We start from the raw sequence: 19,777 nt of genomic DNA, 5'->3' as shown, positions 1-19,777 counted from the left end.
CAGGGTCAGTTGGCCGAGGCCAGCAATTCGTCGGGGATCTCGAAGACCCAGAACGATCCGCCCTGGCTGACCTGGGTGGTCAGCTGCGCCATGTCGCCGCCCCACAGCGGCACCGCGCCACCATAGCCCGAGGCGATGCCAAGATACTGCTTGCCGTCCATCTCCCATGTGATTGGCACCGAAACGACGCCCGAACCCGTCTGGAACTTCCACAGCTCTGCGCCGTCCTGGGCGTTGAACGCCTTGACATAGCCATCCGAGGTGCCGGTGAAGACAAGATTTCCGGCAGTGGCCAGCGTGCCGGCCCAAAGCGGGAATTCTTCCTTGTGTTCCCAGACCTTTTCGCCGGTGGCCGGATCGAAGGCGCGCAGCGCACCGATATGATCGTCGAACAGCCGCTTGATGCGGAAACCCTGACCCAGATAGGCAGCGCCCGCTTGATAGGTCACGTTCTCGGTCCAGTAGTCCTCGGTCCAGTCGTTCGAGGGAATGTAGAACAGCCCCGTATCGCGCGAATAGGCCATCGGGTTCCAGTTCTTGCCGCCAAGGAAGGGCGGCGTGACCTGAATGGTGGCGCCTTTGGATTCCCCTTCCGCGGGCAAGGGCGGACGCTGGCCTTTAACCTCGATCGGGCGGCCGGTTTCCAGATCGATCCCTTCTGCCCAGGTGATATCCTCGACAAAGGGGAACGCGTTCAGCAGCGCGGTCGGCTTGTTGATTTCCGTGCCACGTTCGCTGAGCGCGTCGATGTCGGTGACATAGAAGAACCCGTTCCGGTCGGCATGACCACCGGCGCGATGGGTGTTGCCGTCCTTGTCGGTATAGTCGAACAGGATGATCTCGTTATTGCCGGAAAAGTCCCATGCGTCATTCGGCGTGTGCTGGTAAAAGCCCACCACCTCGCCATCGGTCGGGTTCACATAGGCCTGACCAGAGGTGTAAAGGCTGTCGTAGTCCCAGTAATTCTCGCCCTGCGAGCGTTCCCATGTATTCCAGGGCGCAGGGTTGCCGGTGCCGACGACGATCGTGTTGGTCTCGGGATCGAAGCTGGCCGATTGCCAGGGCGCGCCGCCGCCGTGATGCCACGCCTCGACCTTGCTGCCATCCTCGTTCACAGGCCAGCTGGGGGCCGAGGCATCGCCCGTCGTGGTGCTTTCCTGACCATTCAGGTTGCCCGTGTGACCTTCCACAAAGGGCCGCATCCAGATTTCTTCGCCGGTCTCGACATCGCGGGCATACAGCTTGCCGACCACGCCGAACTCATCGCCCGAGCTGCCGTGGATCAGCATCACCCGGTCGGTTTCCTTGTCCTTCACGATGGTCGGCGCGCCGGTCATGGTATAGCCGACCTTGTGATCGGCGAACTTCTCGCGCCAGACGACCTTGCCGGTCTTCCTGTCCAGCGCATAGATGCTGGCATCCAGCCCACCGAAGAAGATCTTGTCGCCATAGATCGCGGCGCCCCTGTTGACCACGTCACAGCAGGGGCGGATATCATCGGGCAGGCGCGCCTCGAACTTCCACAGCCGCTCGCCGGTCTTGGCGTCCAGCGCCCAGACCCGGCTGTAGGATCCTGTGATATAGATCACGCCGTCATGCACGATGGCCTGTGTTTCCTGACCGCGCTGCTTTTCGTCGCCAAAGGAAAACGCCCAAGCAGGCCGCAGGTGGCCGACGGTTTCAGCGTTGATCTGGGTCAGCGTCGAATAGCGTTGGGCGTTGTTGCCCATGCCATACATCAACACGTCACCGGTGGTTTCGTGGTCGTTCAGGATATCCTCCCAGGTGACGTCCTTGGCAAATGCGCCACCCAGTCCTCCCGCCACCAGCAGCGCCAGCGCGCTGACGGTCGGGATCGTGATCTGCTTGCGAGCCATTCTCTCCTCCTCTGTCGCAATGAACCGGCGGGTTGCCGGGTTGTCGGCCGTCGTCAGACACTGCCCCCGATCAGTGGCAGTGCCTGGTCTTCAAAGTCGCGCCATCGCTGGATGACAGCGCGGCGATATTCCTCGGGATTGGCGCCTAGCCCGACGAAATCGGGCATCGGGCCGGCGGCCAGCGCCTCGGACGGGGCAAGGCCCAGATCGGCGGCGCGCGCCATGCGGTCGTGGAACCCGTCCAGATAGGCGCGGGTCTGCACGAACGCCCGGCTGTCGCGGGCAAAGGGACCATGGCCTGGCACGATGCCCGATGCGGGCAGACCGGCCAACAGATCCAGCGACGCCCGCCACATATCGGCATCGGCGTCGGGAAAGCTGGGCGCACGATCCAGAAACAGCAGATCACCCGCGATCAAGGTCCCCGTCGCGCGGTCCACCAGCGCCAGATCGGCCTGACTGTGCCCCGACAGCGCAAGCAGCCGAAGATCACGCCCGCCGGCGCCGAAACCGTCACCGGCAGGCAACGGATTACCCGGCAGCGGCGCAGTGCCCGACATCCAGCCACCAAGAATGCGATACAGCCCGTCGCTCAGCGCCTGTGCGTTCCCGGCCTGCAGTCGGGCGGTCATGGGCAGGACATGAATGGGACGGTCGGCAAATGCCTGATTGCCGAACCAGTGATCCGGGTGGTGGTGGGTGTTGAACGATGCCGCGACGCCGCCCAGCTTCTGATCGGCAAACCGCCGCAGCGCCGCACCGTGCCGCGCTGTGCCGCCGGTATCGATCACGATGGCCCCCGCATGCGTGGCCAGCATCACGATATTGCAGATCGCGCCGCCATTCCGGGGCCCAAAGCTGTCGCGCGCCCCTTCGATCAGCCAGACACCGTCCGCGACCTGCTGCGGGCTTAGCCGGTATTCGGGCGCGGCCGGACGCGCTGGAAGCGGCAGCATCAGCGCCGCAGTTCCGCCGATCAGCGCCTGTCGCCGCGAGATCATGCCGTCACCTCGCCCGCGAAACTGTACCCGTTGGTGTCCCGCGCCTCGATCCTGACCGGACCCGCCGCCAGATCCGGCGGCAACGTGAAGGTAAGCGCCGGATTTTCCTCGATCGGCTCGTGCAGATCGACGCTTGCGATCAGGTCGCCCTGCCCGTCCAGCAGCCGCAGCCCTGTCAGATGATGCGCGGGGATGCCATCAGCCAGTCCGGTGTCCATCGGATGCCGGATACTTACGCGCAGCCGTCCGGTCGCGGGCCACAGCCTGCCCCGCATCTGACCGAAACCCTCTTGCCAGTCCGGGCGCGCGTGAGCCGCCGCTGGCGCGGTGCAGCCCCCGCCCATTGCGTCGACAAAGGCTCCGCCCATGCGTGCCGGCACCCCATCGGCCAGCGCGGTGGCCCGGATCGGGCCGGCGATCTCATACTTGACGCCGAAGCCCAGCACCGGCTTCGCCCGACCGGGATGAAAGACCAACGCCAGCGGCAGTGGGCTGTAGTCGATGGTGACGACGATGCGCCGCACCTGGCCCTGAACATCCGTTGCATCGACGATCACCGGAACATGCGCCGGATCCTCGGCCGCGCGCGGGGCCAGAACCCGCATGCCGCGATCTGCCTGCCACCCGGCCGGATCGCCCAGATACTCGGCCCTGTGCAGGTCCCACATGCCGCTGTCGAAGGGGTCTTCCCCCTTGCCCGCCAACGGCGCGGCGCCACCGCCATAGGCGGCCAGCCCGGCGGCTCCGCTATCTAGCATATGGCACAGGAACAAGGTCACCGCCGCCCCCGATCAGTCCGCCGCTGCCTGCAGCGTCTCAAGCGCGGCGGAGACATGCGGCGGCTGGGTGGACAGCAGATATGCCGCCTCGTCGAACGGGGTGATCGCACGCGGCGCACCGGACAGCGCCTCGAACCCCTGCCCGGCGCTGGCGATTTCATCGGCCAGCGCGATCGCGGCAGGCTGGTCATCCTTGACCGCGGCCAGCTTGTCGCGCATCTCGGCCAGCTTGGCAGCGTTTTCGGCGATTTCCTGATCGTCGGGGCGGGTTTCGACATAGGTGCGGATCGCCCAGATCGCCTCCTGGTTCAGGATCCCTTCGAAGGGCGGCATCTTGACCGCGCCGTTCTGTTCATACCCGTGCAGGATCCGGTCCAGATACCACTCGTCGCCGTAATCCGACGCTTCGAGATAGCGCAGGTCGGGGGCCAGCCCCCCCGAGATCGCCTCGAGTCCATGGCAGCGGGCGCAGTTGCTGTTATAGCCTTTCGCGCCGACCTCGACCGCCTTGAAAAGAGTATTGGAATCGGCGTCGCGCCATGGGTTTTCGGCCGCCATCTCTTCGGGCAGATCGGGCAGCCCCGCCGTATCGACGGATTGCGGAACCGTATCGCCGTGCCCCAGCGCGGCGGCAGTCCCCAGCAGGATGACAAGCCCTGTCCAAGCGGTCGTCTTGCGCAGCATCTGAAACTCCTTCCCCATTGCCTGACCCATAGACTGAGGCCAGCGGCGCCAACCTAACAACGGTCCATTGGTCGAAGCGCGAAACAGGGAATCTGGCCAAAGGTCGAATGGGAACCGGTCCCGGTTGCTGTCACGCTGGCGTGATGGGAATCGCCCGCTTTGCAACCGCATCACTGATCTTCCTGCTGTGCGCCGGCGGCGTGTCACGGGCAGATCCGTTGTTCGATCCGACGACCGGCCTGCGCATGTCCGCCTATCGCGCGCCGGTCCCGCCCACGGTGCCCGGCGGTCAGGTCGTGACCGATCCGGCCAGGGTCGCGCGGCTTGCTGACAGCGGTGCGCTGCTCATCGACGTGATGGGTGCGGCGGGCTATCGCATCCGCGACGACGGGACGTGGATCACAGCCGAGAGCCACCAGACCCTGCCCGGTGCGATCTGGCTGCCCGAGATAGGTCGCGGCAGGCAGGAACCCGCCATCGCCGCCTATATGCATCAGGCACTGCAGATGTGCAGCGAGGGGCGCAAGGATCGACCCATTGTGATCTTCTGCCTCAGCGATTGCTGGATGAGTTGGAATGCCGTCCAGCATGTCGCGGCGGCGGGATATTCCCGTGTCTTCTGGTTTCCGGGCGGCACGGACATGTGGCAACTGATGGACATGCCGACCCGGACGGCGGTTCCTTTGCCCTTCGGCGCACGGCACTGCGCAACACGAAACTGACCGGCGGCAGCTACGCCCATTCGCCGAAACCGGCTTGCGCGACGACCCGCCAGCCCCCATCTTCGGTCTTATGAGCCTGCGTCTTGTCGCCCTTTCCGGTCTGTTCCTTGCTGCGCTTCCCGTGATGGCGCAGCAGGACTATGACTATTCCCCGCCGCCCGCGGACCAGGCGCCGCAGGCCGAAGACGACGGCCTTGGCCTGATCGAGCGCGGCATGGGCATGATCCTGCAAAACCTGATGGACGATGTCGGCCCCGACCTGAACAATCTGGGTGACAGCATGTCGGGTGCGCTGTCGCGCATGGCACCCGTGCTGAAGGACCTGTCGGTTCTGGTGGACGACTTGGGCAACTATCAGACGCCGGAACGCCTTGAGAACGGTGATATCATAATCCGGCGCAAGGCCGATGCACCGCCGCCCCCGCCCATAGGCGACAGCCTGAAAGAGTTCGGGGCGCCCGAAGATCAGGACAAGACGCCCGTGGTCCCCCGCGACCCCTACGCCCCGGAAATCGAGCTTTGATCGCCGCCGCCGGTGGCGGTGATCGGCAGGTTTGCATCGGCGATCAGGCGTCTGTGCCGGCGGCCCTCGATGACGGCCTGCTCGAAACGCTCGATGCCCTTCGCCTCCAGCGCCGGGATCAGCCGCAAGAATGCCTCGGCCGTGGCGACCGTATCGCCCATCGCGGTGTGGCGATCCTCGGGCGGAATGGCGATGCCGAGCCTCTGAGTCAGCGCATCCAGCGTGTGCGGCACCGACCCGCCCCAGACCACCGCCGACAATAGAACCGTGTCCAGGACCCGGTTATCGAAATGCGCGCCAGTTTCGGCGGCGGCTGCACGCAACAGGCCCATGTCGAACGGGGCGTTGTGAGCGATCAGGACCGCATCCTCGGCAAAATGGTGAAACGCCGTCAGCGCCGCGGTCATGTCGGGGGCGTCCGCCACCATCTGATCGGTGATGCGATGGATTGCGGTTGCGCCCGGCGGGATCGGCCTGCCGGGATTGACCAGCGTTTCGAAACGTTCGCCGGTCAGCCGCCCCCGGGCGATCCGCACGCCGGCGATCTGCACGATCCGGTCGGTGGTCGCCAGTCCGGTGGTTTCGGTGTCGAAGACCACGCATGTCAGGTCGGCCAGCCGCGATGACGCCGCCCCACGGCTGGACAGCGCGAAGTCATAGGTCAGCCCCGCCCCGCCGGCCTGTCCAGGGGCCAGCCGCAGCGGCAGGACCAGTCGCGCGGTGCCTTCGGCGGCTTCGGGCCAGATGCCGGTGCCATGCGCCGCAAGGATCTGATTACCGGTCAGGTCCGGCTGACCGGTATCGGGCGCGGCCTGCAACCAGCCTTCCAGCCTGTCCATCGGCACGCTCGATCCCTGCCATTCCAGCAGAAGATGCACCTCGCCGGGGTCGCCATGTCCGATCCGCAGGCGTGGCGCGACGGCATCGGCGCGCAACCTGTCGTCCAGAATCCGCAGCAGCGCGTTCATCGGACCGGCCTCGGCCAGCACCGACAAGCGCGGCACTGCCTCGGCAGGATCAAGACCGGTGGCAAGTTCGGCCAGCAAGGCGCTGCCGGTGGGCGCATCGGCAGACATGATCTCGGACAGCCGTCGCGTGGCCTGGGCCAGCCCCTGCCCTTCATCACGGATCGCCTGTGCCAGCGCGGGCGGGATCGGCCCGTCCAGCGCATCCAGCATCGGCACCAGCGTGGCGGCGTGACGGCGCAGGGCCTCCATCGCGTCGCGCGGTGCGGGACGGTCGGGCGCGCGGTCCCTCAGGATCAGCAGCGTGCCGTTGTCGATCCGCCGCATCCGCCCCGACAGCCGCGCGCCTTCGGCCGTCAGACATACCAGATCGGTGGCCTCTGCGCCCGCCGCCAGCCGGGCTGCCGCAGCCTCCAGCGCGCCGGGCACGATATGGCGGTCCAGCGCCCGGTCCAGCGCCAGACCGGGAAGCAGCCGGGCCGCCGAGGCGTTGTAGAATACCACCCTGCCCTGTGCATCGGTCATCACCGCACCGGCACCGAAATCGGCAAGGATCGATTCCAGCGTCGCCTTTTCACGGCCAAGTTCGGCGGCATGTTCCTGCACCGCCTCGGCCAGCGCCTCGGCCGAGCGCGCCCGCGCCTCGGCCGCATCGCGCGCGGCGGGGCCAAGATCGGCCAGATAGCGGGCCTCGTCCGGGTCCGGAACCTGCCCGGTCCGCAGACCACCGGCCAGAACCTCGATCGGACGCGCCACGTTTCGATCGAACAAGAACCAGACGCCGGTGACCAGGGCCAGAACGGCGAAACCCGCGATCAGCCCCGCCTGCAGAATCGGATCCAGCGCGATATCCGCGCCGACGCCCGCCGTCATCAGACGGCGTGCCTGGACCCACAGGCCAAGGATCACAGCCGCCAGCACGGAACACGCCAGCCCCGCGAAGATCAGCAGCACCCGCAGCCGCAAGGACAGCCGGCTCAGCATCACGCGTCCAGCAGCCGGGCCATCTCGGCGCGCAGTTCGTTCAGCTCGAATGGTTTGGCGATAAAGCCGTCCGCCCCCAGCGCCAGCCCCTTGCGGCGTTCGACGACCGAACCGCGTGCGGTCATCATCAGCACCCGCACGTCCTTCAGGGCCGGATCGGCCCGGACGTCCTGCACGATCTGATAGCCCGAGACATCGGGCAACATCACATCCAGCAACACCAGATCGGGATGCGTGTCGCGGATCCGCGCGACCGCCCCTTTGCCGGTCGCCATCCTGGCGTGCCGGTGGCCGTCGCGCGTCAGCAGGAAATCCAGCGCGACGGCAATGTTGTCCTCATCCTCGATCACCAATATCTCGGCCATCGTTCCCCTCCCCCTCGCAGACCGCGGCATAGGCCGGATCATCCGGCTGTACCGGGGTCCATTCGCCTCGCGCGGGCCTGATGCGCCCCTGTGTGCAGTCGAATTGCTGCGGCACCACCAGCGTCTGGCCACGCCGTTCGACCAGCGTGATTTGGGCCTGCCTGATGCCATTCTCCTCGTCGCGGATGCTGGCCGGATCCAGCGCGGCAAAACGCACCGCGACCGGGGCCACATATGTCCATGGTGCCCAGGGCTGGCTGTCGCGACCGACAAGCAGCATCTGCGAATCCTGCGGCAGCCGGTCCTTGGCCCGCCCAAACCACGCATAGTCATTCCAGACGGAATAGCCGATCATCGCCAGACCGATGCCCGCCGGCAGCAGCCAGCGCGGCAAGTTCAGCCCGGCCTTGCGCAAGGCATGCATCCCCGCGAACAGCACCGCCGCCATCCCGATCCCGACGGCAATCACGCCCAGCAATTCGACGCCCACACCCGTCATCCCAGCATTCCCTTTCCATGCCCCACCGCCGACTGCATCCCCCGCACCACCACAAAGGCGTCACGCAGATGGCTGCGCTCGAAATCCGGCAGATCCGAGGGCGACAGGTAGTTGTCGGGCCTGCGATCCGCCTTGACAAGATGCGCCTGACTGTCCAGCCGCATGGTCTGGATCAGGTCATAGGCGGCAATCAGATCGCGCGCGCCGCTGCCCGAGATCACGCCCTGCGCCTCGGCCTCTTGCAGCCTTGCCCGAGTGTTGACCGCTGTCAGCCGCCCCTGCAGCGCATAGACGCGCGCCAGATCGGTGACCGGCACGACGCCGTTATGTTTCATGTCGATATGGTGGCGATGCTCGCCGCTGCGGATGGTGGCGAACCCGCCGATCAAGCCCAGAGGCGGGCGATGCTTCAACGAGTTTGAAATCATGTGCGCGACGAAGATCGAATTCTTCGAGGCCATCTGCAACGTGTCCTGCTGCAATCCGGCCAGCAGCGTGGCATCGCCGCCGATCGCCCGAAGATCGAACATGACGCTGGCCAGCATCTGCGCCTCGGGGCTGGGGCGGTCGATCCAGTCCCGGAAATAGCGCTGCCAGACATCGCGCGGCTGCCGCCAGCGCGGATTGGTCGCCATCATGTCGCCGGGGCAATAGACGTACCCGCATTCATTCAGCCCGTCGCTGACAAAGCGCGCCAGTTTCGCAAAATAGGGATCGGCGGGATCGGCGCCCTCGGCCAGGATCAGGCAGTTGTCCTGATCGCTGACCCCGGTCTGTTCCTGGCGGCCCTGACTGCCGCAGGCCGCCCAAAGCCATGCGGCAGGGGCAGGTCCCAGCTCGTCCTGGGCCATGTCCAGCAGACGCCGCGTCACCGCGTCCGCGATATCGGTGATCATGCGCGTGATGACCTCGTGGCGCTGATGCGCGCGCACAAGCTGCAGCAGAAGCCCGGGAATCCGCGCGGTCGTTCTGGCCATCTGGGGAACGCTGCCTGCTTCGGCCACCTCGCGGATCAGCGCCGAGGCGGTGATCGCCTGGACGCGGGTCAGGTCGGTCTGGCTGATCATGCCGATGAAGCGGCCATCCTCGACCACGGGCAGATGGCCGATGCGCCGTTCCAGCATGATGTTCAGGACATCATATCCCAAGGCCGAAGGCGGCAGGGTGATCGGGTCCTCCGTCATCACCGAGCTGACCGGATCATGCAGATCGCGCCCCTCGGCCACGACCCGGTTCGACATGTCGCGGATCGTGACAAGCCCGGTCAGCCGGCCATCGGACGCGATCCCGAGGCTGCTGATGCCTGCGTCGCGCATCATTCGCGCCGCGTCTATGATCGGCGTGTCCGGCGCGCAGCTTTGCGCCCCGCGGTTGAGCAGATCGCCCACTTTCAGCAGGGCGATATCGGTGCCGCGCTCAAGGGGTCCCCGACCGCGATCGAAGAACCGCGCCACCGCGCGATGGGCATCGATCAGCCGCAACAATTCGGCCCGCGGCAGCATCAGCACGACGCACCCTTCAGCCGCCCGGGCAGATGTCACGGCAGAGCCGTCGCGCAGCAGACCACGCTCGCCAAAGGAGTTTCGGGGACCCAGTTCGGATACGGAATCGCCGTTGCGGTCGGTGACCAGGACCCGGCCCTCTTCGATCAGGTAAAGACCGGGCAGCAGATCCCCGACGTGATAGATTTCGGCGCCAGCAGGATAGGTTCTGCGGCTGAAGGAACCGGCGACGCGCGCCAGTTCGTTCCGCGGCAGACTGTCATAGGGGTGGACAGTGGCGATGAAGTCGGCGGTCTGGGACATGCCGGACAATCCTGAAAACCGGGAAGGCCGCGCCCCCGAAAACCGGGGGCGCAGCAGGTTTCAATCAGTGTGCGCGGGCCTGGCCGGCGCCGCGCGGGACGCGGATCGATTCGACCAGTTCCTGCACTTCCAGCGGCGGCTCCTCGGTGGCGTTCGAAACCACATAGGCGACCGCGAAGTTGATCAGTGCGCCGATCACACCGAAGGATGCGGGCGAAATGCCGAACAGCCATTCCGCCGGAACATCGTTCAGCGAGTTGGTGCCCGCGATGAAGAACCAGCCCTTGTACAGGAAGATATAGACCAGCGTGGACAGGATCCCCGCCAGCATCCCCGCGATCGCGCCCTGCTTGTTGATGCGCTTCGAGAAGATGCCCATCATCAGAACCGGGAAGATCGAGCTGGCTGCAAGGCCGAAGGCCAATGCCACCGTCTGCGCCGCAAAGCCCGGCGGGTTCAGCCCCAGGATCGTGGCCACAAGGATCGACACCGCCATCGACACACGGGCCGCGAACAACTCGCCCTTTTCACTGATGTTGGGGTTCAGCGCGCCCTTGACCAGATCGTGGCTGACCGCGCCCGAAATCGCCAGCAGCAGACCCGCAGCGGTCGAAAGTGCGGCGGCCAGACCGCCAGCAGCGACGATGGCGATCACCCAGCCCGGAAGGTTGGCGATTTCCGGGTTGGCCAGAACCATGATGTCGTTGTTCACCGTGGTCAGTTCGTTGCCTTGCAGGTTCTGCTCGGCCACGGCTGCGGCCAGCGGCTCCTGCTCGGCGCCGGCTTCGTTGTAGTACTGGATCAGTCCGTCGCCGTTCTTGTCCTCCCAGTTCAGCAACCCGGTCACCTGCCAGTTACGCATCCACTGCTTGTCGTCGTCGTTCTGGATCGAGTCCAGCGATACGGCAGGCTGGCTGAAGGTCTGGCCGGTTTCGGCGCCCGGCCACATGGTGCTGGTCAGGTTGAAACGCGACATCGACCCGACTGCCGGGGCAACGGTGTAGAGCAATGCGATGAAGACCAGCGCCCAACCCGCCGACTTCCGTGCGTCCGACACTTTCGGCACGGTGAAGAAGCGGATGATGACATGCGGCAGGCCCGCGGTGCCGATCATCAGCGCCAGCGTGAACAGGACCATGTTCAGTGTGCTGCCGTGATGGCCGGTGTAGGATTTGAAGCCCAGATCGGTCACCACCTGATCCAACGTGGTCAGGAACTTGGCGTCGGTGCCGTTCAGCGTGCCGAACAGACCCGTCTGCGGCAGCGCGTGGCCGGTCAGCTGCAGCGCGATGAAGACCGCCGGGATCGTGTAGGCGATGATCAGCACGACATACTGCGCAACCTGCGTGTAGGTGATGCCCTTCATGCCACCCAGAACAGCATAGCAGAACACCAGCGCCGCGCCGATCCACAGACCGGTCGAGTTCGACACCTCGAGATAGCGCGAGAAGGTGACGCCCACGCCGGTCATCTGACCGATCACATAGGTGATCGAGATGATCAGCAGGCAGATCACGCCGATGATCCGTGCGGTACCAGAATAGAAACGGTCGCCGATGAATTCCGGTACGGTGAACTTTCCGAACTTGCGCAGATACGGCGCCAGCAGCATCGCCAGCAGAACATATCCGCCGGTCCAGCCCATCAGATAGGTCGAGTTGTCATAGCCGGTGAAGGCGATCAGACCCGCCATCGAGATGAAGGATGCCGCCGACATCCAGTCGGCCGCGGTCGCCATCCCGTTCATCACCGGGCTGACACCGCGGTTCGCGGCATAGAATTCGGCCGTTGTTCCGGCGCGGGCCCAGATGGCGATGCCGATATACACGGCAAAGCTGAGGCCGATGAAGATCAGGTTAAGTGTAAACTGGCTCATGTTACGTCCCCCTCACTCGTCCACGCCGTGGTCGCGGTCGAGCTTGTTCATCCGCCACGCGTAGAAGAAAATCAGTGCAATGAAGACCAGGATCGAGCCTTGCTGCGCGAACCAGAAGCCCAAATCAGTCCCGCCGATCTTGATGCCCGAAAGCAGCGGCCTGAGGATGATCGCAAAGCCATAGGACACAAGTGCCCAGATCGCGATGCAGATATAGATTATCTTCAGATTGGCCTGCCAATAGGCGTTCGATGATTGTCTGTCACTCATGTCCTTCGGACCCTCCCTGTTCAGACTTGACCCTCTTTCCGCCATTGCTTTGGACACACCGCCCCGGTTCCCGGCGGAAAGGCCGGGGCGGCTTGCCGGGGCCGACAGGCGGCCCCGTTCGTCTGTCGATGGATCAGCCCCGGTTCATCCGGTTCTCGATCAGTTCGTCCACGACCTCGGGTTCAGCCAGGGTCGAGGTGTCGCCAAGCGCGCCATAGTCGTTCTCGGCGATCTTGCGCAGGATGCGGCGCATGATCTTGCCCGACCGGGTCTTGGGCATTCCCGGCGCCCACTGGATCAGGTCCGGCTTCGCAATCGGGCCGATCTCGGTCCGGACCCATTTTTCCAGTTCCGCGCGCAGTTCGTCGCTGGGTTCCACGCCGTTCATCAACGTGACATATGCATAGATCCCCTGCCCCTTGACCGGATGCGGATATCCGACCACGGCGGCCTCGGCGACCTTGTCATGGGCGACCAGCGCGCTTTCAACCTCGGCGGTGCCCATGCGGTGGCCGCTGACATTGATGACGTCGTCCACGCGGCCGGTGATCCAGTAATAGCCATCTTCGTCGCGCCGACAGCCGTCGCCGGTGAAGTAGTAACCCGGATATTGTTGGAAATATGTCTCCATGAAGCGCTGGTGATCGCCCCAGACGGTGCGCATCTGCCCAGGCCAGCTGTCGGCGATGCACAGCACGCCCTCGGCCGGATCGCCCTTGATCAGTTCGGCACTGTTGGGATCGAGAACGGCGGGCTTGATCCCGAAGAACGGCAGTGTCGCCGAACCGGCCTTGGTCTCGATCGCGCCCGGAAGCGGCGTGATCAGGTGGCCGCCGGTTTCGGTTTGCCACCATGTATCGACGATCGGGCAGCGCCCCTTGCCGACATTCTCATTGTACCAGTTCCAGGCTTCCGGGTTGATCGGCTCGCCCACGGTGCCAAGCAGGCGCAGGCTGGACAGGTCGTGTTTCTCGACGAATTCGGTGCCCTTGCCCATCAACGCGCGAATGGCGGTCGGCGCGGTGTAGAACTGGTTGACCTTGTGCTTGGCGCAGACCTCCCAGAAGCGACCGGCATCAGGCCAGGTCGGCACGCCTTCGAACATCAGCGTGGTCGCGCCGTTCGCCAGCGGGCCATAGACGATATAGCTGTGGCCGGTCACCCAGCCCACATCCGCGGTGCACCAGAACACGTCGCCTTCGTGATAGTCGAAGGTGTATTGATGGGTCATCGCGGCGAAGACCAGATAGCCGCCGGTCGAATGGACGACGCCCTTCGGCTTGCCCGTCGAGCCAGAGGTATACAGCACGAAAAGCGGATCCTCGGCATTCATCGGCCGCGGCGGGCAATCCGGGCTGACCTCTTGCATCTGCGCCTTCACGTCCACATCGCGGCCCTCGACCCAGGTGGTCTGGTCGCCGGTGTGCTTGACGACCAGGCATCGCACCCTGTCCGAACAATGCAGCAGCGCCGCATCTGCATTCGATTTCAGATTGGTCTTGCGCCCGCCGCGCGGCGCGCTGTCGGCGGTGATGACGACCTTGGCACCGCTGTCGTTAATGCGGTTGGCCAATGCATCGGGGGAAAAACCTGCGAAGACGATCGAATGGATTGCACCGATCCGGGCGCAGGCCAGCATCGCATAGGCTGCCTCGGGGATCATTGGCAGATAGATCACGACGCGGTCGCCGCGCATTACGCCCTGGCTCAGCAGGACATTCGCCATCCGGTTCACATTCTCGGAAAGCTGATTATAGGTGATGTACTGCGCCTCGGCCTTGGGATCGTCGGGCTCGAAGATGATCGCCGTCTGCTCGCCACGCCGTTCCAGATGTCGGTCAACGCAGTTGACGCTGGCATTCAGAACGCCGTCCTCGAACCACTTGATGCTGACCTGACCAAAGGTGAAATCGGTGTTCTTGACCTTGGTATAGGGCTGGATCCAGTCCAGCCGCTTGCCCTCGCGCCCCCAGAAACCGTCAGGATCATCAATCGATTCGGCATACAGCCGCTGATAATCCGCAGGCCCCGCATGGGCATTTTCGAAACCTGCCGGAATGGCATGTTTTCCAACGTTTTCAGAGCTCATGTAATCCCCTCCTCGCAGCAATGTCCCGGCAATCAACCAATGCGCGCCAAGCGTCACGCACAGGATGCACGGCAACCCTGCAGTGATGTTAATCACAAACAGGGCACGATGTTAAGTAATTTTTAAATAACGATTTTTTTGTAAATTTATTGACCGATTAAACGGCTAATCTGTAAATATTCACAACTTTGGGAACAGACCGAGTCAGGCGACACGTCGCCTCTCCTGTTGCCAAGCGAACAACCCGCCAGCTAGATCGTGCCATGAGCCAGGCGCGTTTTCAGACCCTCGATGACCAGACCCGCAAGCTGATGATGTCGATGCTGGACCGGATGCGGCATGCGACGCTGGCTGTGCCTGACACGCGTTCAGGCCATCCACATCAGGCTCGCATCCTCTGTCAGACGGCCGGCGACGGAACGCTGACGGCTCTTCTGGCGGGAATCGCAACCCACAGTCAGGCACTGGCCCGAGATCCCCGCGCCGGACTGCTGGTTGAGCAGAGCGAGGAGAAGGGCGATCCGATGACCTGGCCGCGCCTGTCGCTGCAGGTAACGGCTCGGCTGCTGCCAGCGAACGCCGATATCCGCGATCGCTGGTTGCAACGGCACCGACGCTCGCGGCTGTTCATTGATCTGCCGGATTTCCGGTTCTGGTCATTGACGCCACAGCGCGGGCTGTTGAACGCAGGTTTCGGTGCGGCGTTCCGGCTGACGGATCAGGATCTTCGCGGCGACGATGCGAAAACGCCCCCATGACCTTCCGGCTCATGGGGGCGCCTTGGCATCCGAAACTGGATCCGCCTCAGACCGGACGATCCATGCGCGCATAGACGCAGATATTACCCTTCACCGGGGTGCTCCAGTTCACGCGGATCTGGCGTTTGCTGGATCCGACAAAGCCCTGCACCCAGGGCATCGCATCAAGTCGGTTTCCTGATGCGTTGGTGATCGGTCCTTCAAGGATCACCGACTGGATCGATTTGGCCCAGCCTTGAAACGGCAACCCCTGGATCACCGGCAAGGTCCAGCTGCTGGACAGGCTGTTCTGGGTATGCTGCACCATAAGTGGGTTGGAGACATAGTTCGAGATGCCATTGAAGGTATTGGCCTCGAATTGAACGTTGCGCATGTTGTTGTAGTCCAGATCGGCGATCGAGGTATCCACACGCTCGATCCGGTCGATCGAATTATAAAGCGCCTTGAACACGTTGCTGGCGACGGTAAGGCCGTGGATGTAGTGCCCGGTTCCATAGGGCTTGACCGTCAACCAAGTGAACCAGGGCACCGTTCGACTGCACAGGCAGGTATTACCGGTGATGGTCAGGCCGCCAAAGCTGTATTCGCCGCCCGTGAAATCAGGATAGGCGCTGTGTTCATTGGTCCATTCGATCGAGGCGTTGTCGATATAGTTGCCCGAGATCGTCGTCTGGATATTCGTCTGGGTCAGAACCAGCCCGGCATAGCGCAGCCCGTCATTGCTGTTGTCGCCTTGGAACCAGTGGTTGCCGCTGATGATGTGCCCGCCACCCGCCGCGACCATGAAATGGGCAAAACGAACAAACCGGTTGTTGCGCATCTTTACGTCGTTGCCGTTCACGTTGATGGCGATGGTATGGCGCTGCTATGCCGGCAAGGTCATCTCATCTGACAGGAACTGGCATCGATCCACCAGCAAGTCCTGACATCCCTTGCCGATCGAGGTGATCGCGCGGTCCTTCGGGCGGGTGATATAGCAGTCGCGCACTGCGATCATTTCGCCGTCGGGGGGCAGCATGATCGCGCTGCCCACACCCTGACAGTTCAGGTCCAGATCGACAAAGTTCAGCCGGTCCAGCTTTTCCATGCCCGAAAAGTCGAACATGTAGCGATATCGTTCAAAGCTGTAATTGCGCGTGCTGGCACCGCCATACAGCGGCTGCGACAGGCGCAGCCACCCCTCGCTGACATTCTTTCCGTTGACATAGACCTCGCGACCGACGCCGTTGCCGATCACCCGGCTGCCGATCTCGACCGCAGCGACGTTGACGACATCTGTCAGCCGCAACGGGTTCGCCGGGTTGTAGGTCGCACGACTGCTGCTGGTGCCGGTCTGCCACGCCGGACCATCCACCGACATCACACTGCCATTGCAGATGACCCGGCGATTGGAAAATCCCGACAGTTCCGGCGCGATGTCCGAGATAAGCATCGGTTCAGTCAGATCGACCCTGCGTCCGCACAGATCCAGCGAGACATGATCGGTATACCCGAACAACGCCTGCAGTGCCTTGCGGAACCCCAACGTCTCGTCTCCGAACGCATCCGCATAGGTCGGAAAGTCGAAGCTTTCCAGAAAGGACACGCGCGTGGAATCGGGCGTGGTCAGCCTGCCCTTGAAGCGGATCGGACTGCGGATGCCGATGTCGCCAACGATCCGAAAACTGCCTTCCGGCACAAGGATCCATCCGCCATTCGCGGCGTTGTCCGCGGCCATGAATGCGTCTCGATCATTGGTGATACCGTCACCGACCGCGCCATAGTCCCGCACATCCACCCAGTCGATCAGCGACGGGACGAAAGCGGAGGTGACGTCCTCGATCCGGATCGATTCGACGCGTATCGCGCCGCCATTGGCACCGATCAGGTCCAGACCGAAATGGCCAAATACCGGCCGCGTGCCCCATGGCATGTTCACCCCACCGCGCGCGCCCACGCCGACGATAGCACTGACCTCGACCACCTCGTTATGCGTTTGCAAAGGCAGGGTCGGACCGGTTTCGGTTAAACCCGAGACATGATTTCTGCCACCATCACCCGCCCAACCCGCGATGCGCACGCTGCACAGCGGGCCCGCCACCGCCTTGACCCGCGCCGAGATGCGCAGATAGACGCCCGGGATCATCGGCGTCTCGCCCATGAACCGGATGCTGGTCGTCGTCTGCTGCTTGAGGATTTCAAGACAGGCGCCGAAATCCTGATCCGAGGGATTGATACCGGCATTGTCGGCGCTGGCCCAGGTCGCACTGCCCGAGGTGCCATCGCTGCGTGACCATGCATTCAGACCGGCGCGAAACGCCGGCGGCATCAGCAGCAACCCGTTGGTGATCGCAATGTTCATGTCCTATCTCCTCAAGGCGGTGCGCAAACGGGTCCGTGACATGAGCCCGCGTGAGACCTGAAGAAATAGTTTACGAAAGCTTAACCGCCGGTGAACGGTGCGAACGGTGCAACGCGTGTTTCGGCAACACCCGTATCTAGGTCGCGGTCCCGTCCACCAACTCGCCTGCAAGCGCGCGTTCGATCAGACCGCGCGTTTCGTCGATGCCGTAAAGCGCCACAAACCCGCCGAAACGCGGCCCCTGATCGGCGCCCAGCAACACCTGATACAGCGCCGCGAACCAGTCGCGCAGCGGCTCGAATCCGTGATCCTTGCCGACAGCGAAAACCATCGACTGCAATGCCTCGGGATCGGCGGGCTGGTCCCACGCCGCCAACCGCCCGGCCAGATCCTCCATCGCGCGACGTTCGATTTCGTTGGGAGCACGGAATGTCCGGGACGGTGCGACAAAATCCTTGAAATAGCGCAACGCAAATCCCGCCGCCTGATCCAGGCCCGGATGGGTCTCGGGACTGGCCTCGGGCGCGTAACGCCGGATAAAGCCCCACAGACCGTCCTTGCCGCTGGCCCCCGCAACCGAGGCGAGGTTCAGCAGCATCTGGAACGGGACGACCATGTCCGACACCGGCACCTGACCGCCATTGATGTGAAAGACCGGGTTGGCGAGCTGCTGTTCAGGCGCCTGATCCGGGAAGGCGCGCAGTTGCTGGTGATATTCGTCCACCGCCTTCGGGATCACATCGAAATACATGCGCTTGGCCGTTTTCGGCTTCTGATACATGAAATAGGACAGGCTTTCGGTTGCCGCATAGGTCAGCCACTCGTCGATCGACAGGCCGTTGCCTTTGGATTTGCTGATCTTCTGCCCGTGCTGGTCGAGGAACAGTTCATAGGTGAAATGTTCGGGCTTCCGGCCCCCAAGAATCTCGCAGATGCGGTCATAGATCGGCGTGTTGGTGCTGTGATCCTTGCCGTACATCTCGAAATCGACATCCAGCGCCGCCCACCGCGCGCCGAAATCGGGCTTCCACTGCAGCTTCACCTGCCCGCCCGTGACCGGCAGCGTCAATTCCTGCCCGTCCTCGTCGAAGGTGATCGTGCCGGCTGCCGCGTCGACATGCTTGATCGGGACATACAGCACTCGGCCGGTCGTGGGGCTGATCGGCAGGAAGCAGCTATAGGTCTGCTGCCGCTCCTCGCGCAGGCTGGCCAGCATGACCTGCATGATCTGTTCATATTTCTCGGCCGCGCGCAGCAACGTCTCGTCAAAGCGCCCGGACTTGTAGAACTCGGTCGCGCTGATGAATTCGTATTCGAACCCGAACGTATCCAGAAAACGGCGCAGCATCGCGTTGTTATGCCCGCCGAAGCTGTCATACTGGCCGAAGGGATCTGGCACGCTGGTCAGGGGCTTTTGCAGATGTTGGTGCAGCATCTCCTGTTGCGGAACATTGTCGGGCACCTTGCGCATGCCGTCCATGTCATCCGAAAAGCAGATAAGCCGGGTCGGAATATCGCTGATCATCTCGAATGCGCGGCGGATCATGGTCGTGCGCGCAACCTCACCGAATGTCCCGATATGAGGCAGGCCGGACGGGCCGTAACCCGTCTCGAACAGAACGAACCCCTTTTCTGGTTCCTTCTTCTCATAGCGTTTCAGCACCCGGCGCGCCTCCTCGAACGGCCAAGCCTTCGATGTCATCGCAGCGTCGCGCAGGGTTGTCATGATTCAGCTCCTGTTCCAAGCCTTCGACGCCATATTGAAAGCAGGCGGAATCGTCAATAATTTGAACCCATCATCAGGAGACGTCAGCATGACCGCCGAACTGCCCTCTTTCTCGCCCTGCGATGCGCTTGTCGCGGTGATGGTGGCCGTTTCGGCCTCGGATGAAACGATGCGAACCTCGGAGCTCGTGGCGATTCAGCGCAATGTCGATCATGCGCCGGTCTTTGCGGACTACGATGAAAGCCGTATCCGTGCGGTCAGCCAGACCGTGATCTCATTGTTCGAGGACGAAGACGGGCTGGATGCGCTGTTCGGCCTGGTCCGGGATGCTCTGCCAGAGAAGATGTATGAAACCGCCTATGCACTGGCTTGCGACGTGGCCGCGGCGGATGGCAGGCTTTACGAGAACGAAATCGAGATGCTGGCCGAGATCCGCGACCAGATGTCGATTGCCCGCCTGCATGCCGCCGCCATCGAGCTGTCGGCGCAGGTCCGTCATCGCGTGCTCTGACG

General features: G+C 63.5%; 18 protein-coding genes. 4 read left to right on the top strand and 14 right to left on the bottom strand.

Features of this window, described 5'->3' with window-relative positions:
* Positions 1-5: 5 nt before the first annotated feature.
* From MU516_RS13415 to pedF, 4 genes are read right to left on the bottom strand one after another with little or no spacing between them, the layout of a single operon-like run.
* Positions 6-1,877: a PQQ-dependent methanol/ethanol family dehydrogenase gene (locus tag MU516_RS13415; RefSeq protein WP_260277734.1), complete on the bottom strand. Its 1,872-nt coding sequence runs from the start codon at positions 1,875-1,877 to the stop codon at positions 6-8.
* A 53-nt stretch (positions 1,878-1,930) separates the two neighbouring features.
* Entirely contained in the window at positions 1,931-2,878 is a 948-nt protein-coding gene (locus MU516_RS13410) for a quinoprotein relay system zinc metallohydrolase 1 (RefSeq protein ID WP_260277733.1), read from the bottom strand.
* Complete coding sequence (locus MU516_RS13405; RefSeq protein WP_260277731.1) at positions 2,875-3,636, bottom strand: quinoprotein dehydrogenase-associated SoxYZ-like carrier; 762 nt, start codon at positions 3,634-3,636, stop codon at positions 2,875-2,877. Before MU516_RS13405 ends, MU516_RS13410 begins: the two co-directional genes overlap by 4 nt.
* Positions 3,637-3,669: 33 nt before the next feature.
* Positions 3,670-4,341: a cytochrome c-550 PedF gene (gene pedF / locus MU516_RS13400; protein ID WP_260277730.1), complete on the bottom strand. Its 672-nt coding sequence runs from the start codon at positions 4,339-4,341 to the stop codon at positions 3,670-3,672.
* Between the two features lie 107 nt (positions 4,342-4,448).
* Between pedF and MU516_RS13395 the strand changes: the two genes are divergently transcribed.
* Together MU516_RS13395 and MU516_RS13390 are read left to right on the top strand one after the other, a co-directional pair.
* Positions 4,449-5,063, top strand: coding sequence for a rhodanese-like domain-containing protein (locus MU516_RS13395; RefSeq protein WP_260277728.1), 615 nt, complete (start codon positions 4,449-4,451; stop codon positions 5,061-5,063).
* A gap of 34 nt (positions 5,064-5,097) precedes the next feature.
* Complete coding sequence (locus MU516_RS13390; RefSeq protein ID WP_260277727.1) at positions 5,098-5,586, top strand: hypothetical protein; 489 nt, start codon at positions 5,098-5,100, stop codon at positions 5,584-5,586.
* Here the strand turns inward: MU516_RS13390 and MU516_RS13385 are convergent.
* The 7 genes from MU516_RS13385 to acs form a co-directional block, all read right to left on the bottom strand.
* Positions 5,562-7,535 (bottom strand): 3'-5' exonuclease, encoded by a 1,974-nt coding sequence (locus MU516_RS13385; protein WP_260277726.1) that lies wholly within the window; start codon positions 7,533-7,535, stop codon positions 5,562-5,564. The genes MU516_RS13390 and MU516_RS13385 overlap by 25 nt on opposite strands.
* Positions 7,535-7,900, bottom strand: a complete 366-nt coding sequence (locus MU516_RS13380; protein ID WP_209056162.1) for a response regulator transcription factor — start codon at positions 7,898-7,900, stop codon at positions 7,535-7,537. The genes MU516_RS13385 and MU516_RS13380 overlap by 1 nt, the downstream gene beginning before the upstream one ends.
* Positions 7,872-8,399 (bottom strand): hypothetical protein, encoded by a 528-nt coding sequence (locus MU516_RS13375; RefSeq protein WP_260277725.1) that lies wholly within the window; start codon positions 8,397-8,399, stop codon positions 7,872-7,874. Before MU516_RS13375 ends, MU516_RS13380 begins: the two co-directional genes overlap by 29 nt.
* A complete protein-coding gene (locus tag MU516_RS13370; protein ID WP_260277724.1) occupies positions 8,396-10,204 on the bottom strand; it encodes a DUF294 nucleotidyltransferase-like domain-containing protein in 1,809 nt (602 codons plus the stop codon). The genes MU516_RS13375 and MU516_RS13370 overlap by 4 nt, the downstream gene beginning before the upstream one ends.
* Before the next feature lie 64 nt (positions 10,205-10,268).
* Positions 10,269-12,080: a sodium:solute symporter family protein gene (locus MU516_RS13365; protein ID WP_260277723.1), complete on the bottom strand. Its 1,812-nt coding sequence runs from the start codon at positions 12,078-12,080 to the stop codon at positions 10,269-10,271.
* A gap of 12 nt (positions 12,081-12,092) precedes the next feature.
* Positions 12,093-12,350, bottom strand: coding sequence for a DUF4212 domain-containing protein (locus tag MU516_RS13360; protein WP_209056158.1), 258 nt, complete (start codon positions 12,348-12,350; stop codon positions 12,093-12,095).
* A 133-nt stretch (positions 12,351-12,483) separates the two neighbouring features.
* Complete coding sequence (gene acs, locus MU516_RS13355) at positions 12,484-14,439, bottom strand: acetate--CoA ligase (RefSeq protein ID WP_260277722.1); 1,956 nt, start codon at positions 14,437-14,439, stop codon at positions 12,484-12,486.
* A gap of 263 nt (positions 14,440-14,702) precedes the next feature.
* Between acs and MU516_RS13350 the strand changes: the two genes are divergently transcribed.
* Positions 14,703-15,197, top strand: a complete 495-nt coding sequence (locus MU516_RS13350) for a pyridoxamine 5-phosphate oxidase (protein ID WP_260277721.1) — start codon at positions 14,703-14,705, stop codon at positions 15,195-15,197.
* Positions 15,198-15,243: 46 nt separating this feature from the next.
* Here MU516_RS13350 and MU516_RS13345 read toward each other — a convergent pair whose 3' ends face one another.
* From MU516_RS13345 to MU516_RS13335, 3 genes are all read right to left on the bottom strand, one after another.
* Positions 15,244-16,017 carry a hypothetical protein gene (locus MU516_RS13345; RefSeq protein ID WP_260277719.1) on the bottom strand — a complete coding sequence of 258 codons (774 nt, stop codon included), beginning with the start codon at positions 16,015-16,017 and terminating at the stop codon, positions 15,244-15,246.
* Positions 16,018-16,062: 45 nt separating this feature from the next.
* On the bottom strand, positions 16,063-17,538 hold the full coding sequence (locus MU516_RS13340; protein ID WP_260277718.1) for a glycoside hydrolase family 55 protein: 1,476 nt from the start codon (positions 17,536-17,538) through the stop codon (positions 16,063-16,065).
* 136 nt (positions 17,539-17,674) lie between these two features.
* Positions 17,675-19,264, bottom strand: coding sequence for a lysine--tRNA ligase (locus tag MU516_RS13335; RefSeq protein ID WP_260277716.1), 1,590 nt, complete (start codon positions 19,262-19,264; stop codon positions 17,675-17,677).
* An 88-nt stretch (positions 19,265-19,352) separates the two neighbouring features.
* Here MU516_RS13335 and MU516_RS13330 point away from each other — a divergent pair, with 88 nt between their 5' ends.
* The gene (locus tag MU516_RS13330) at positions 19,353-19,775 is read left to right on the top strand and encodes a tellurite resistance TerB family protein (protein WP_260277715.1); all 423 of its coding nucleotides are present in this window, start codon (positions 19,353-19,355) and stop codon (positions 19,773-19,775) included.
* Positions 19,776-19,777 lie beyond the last annotated feature (2 nt).

Origin of the sequence: Paracoccus maritimus, from assembly GCF_025195095.1 — a bacterium.
GTDB lineage: Bacteria > Pseudomonadota > Alphaproteobacteria > Rhodobacterales > Rhodobacteraceae > Paracoccus > Paracoccus maritimus.
This window is presented reverse-complemented; position numbering and strand designations above follow the sequence as displayed.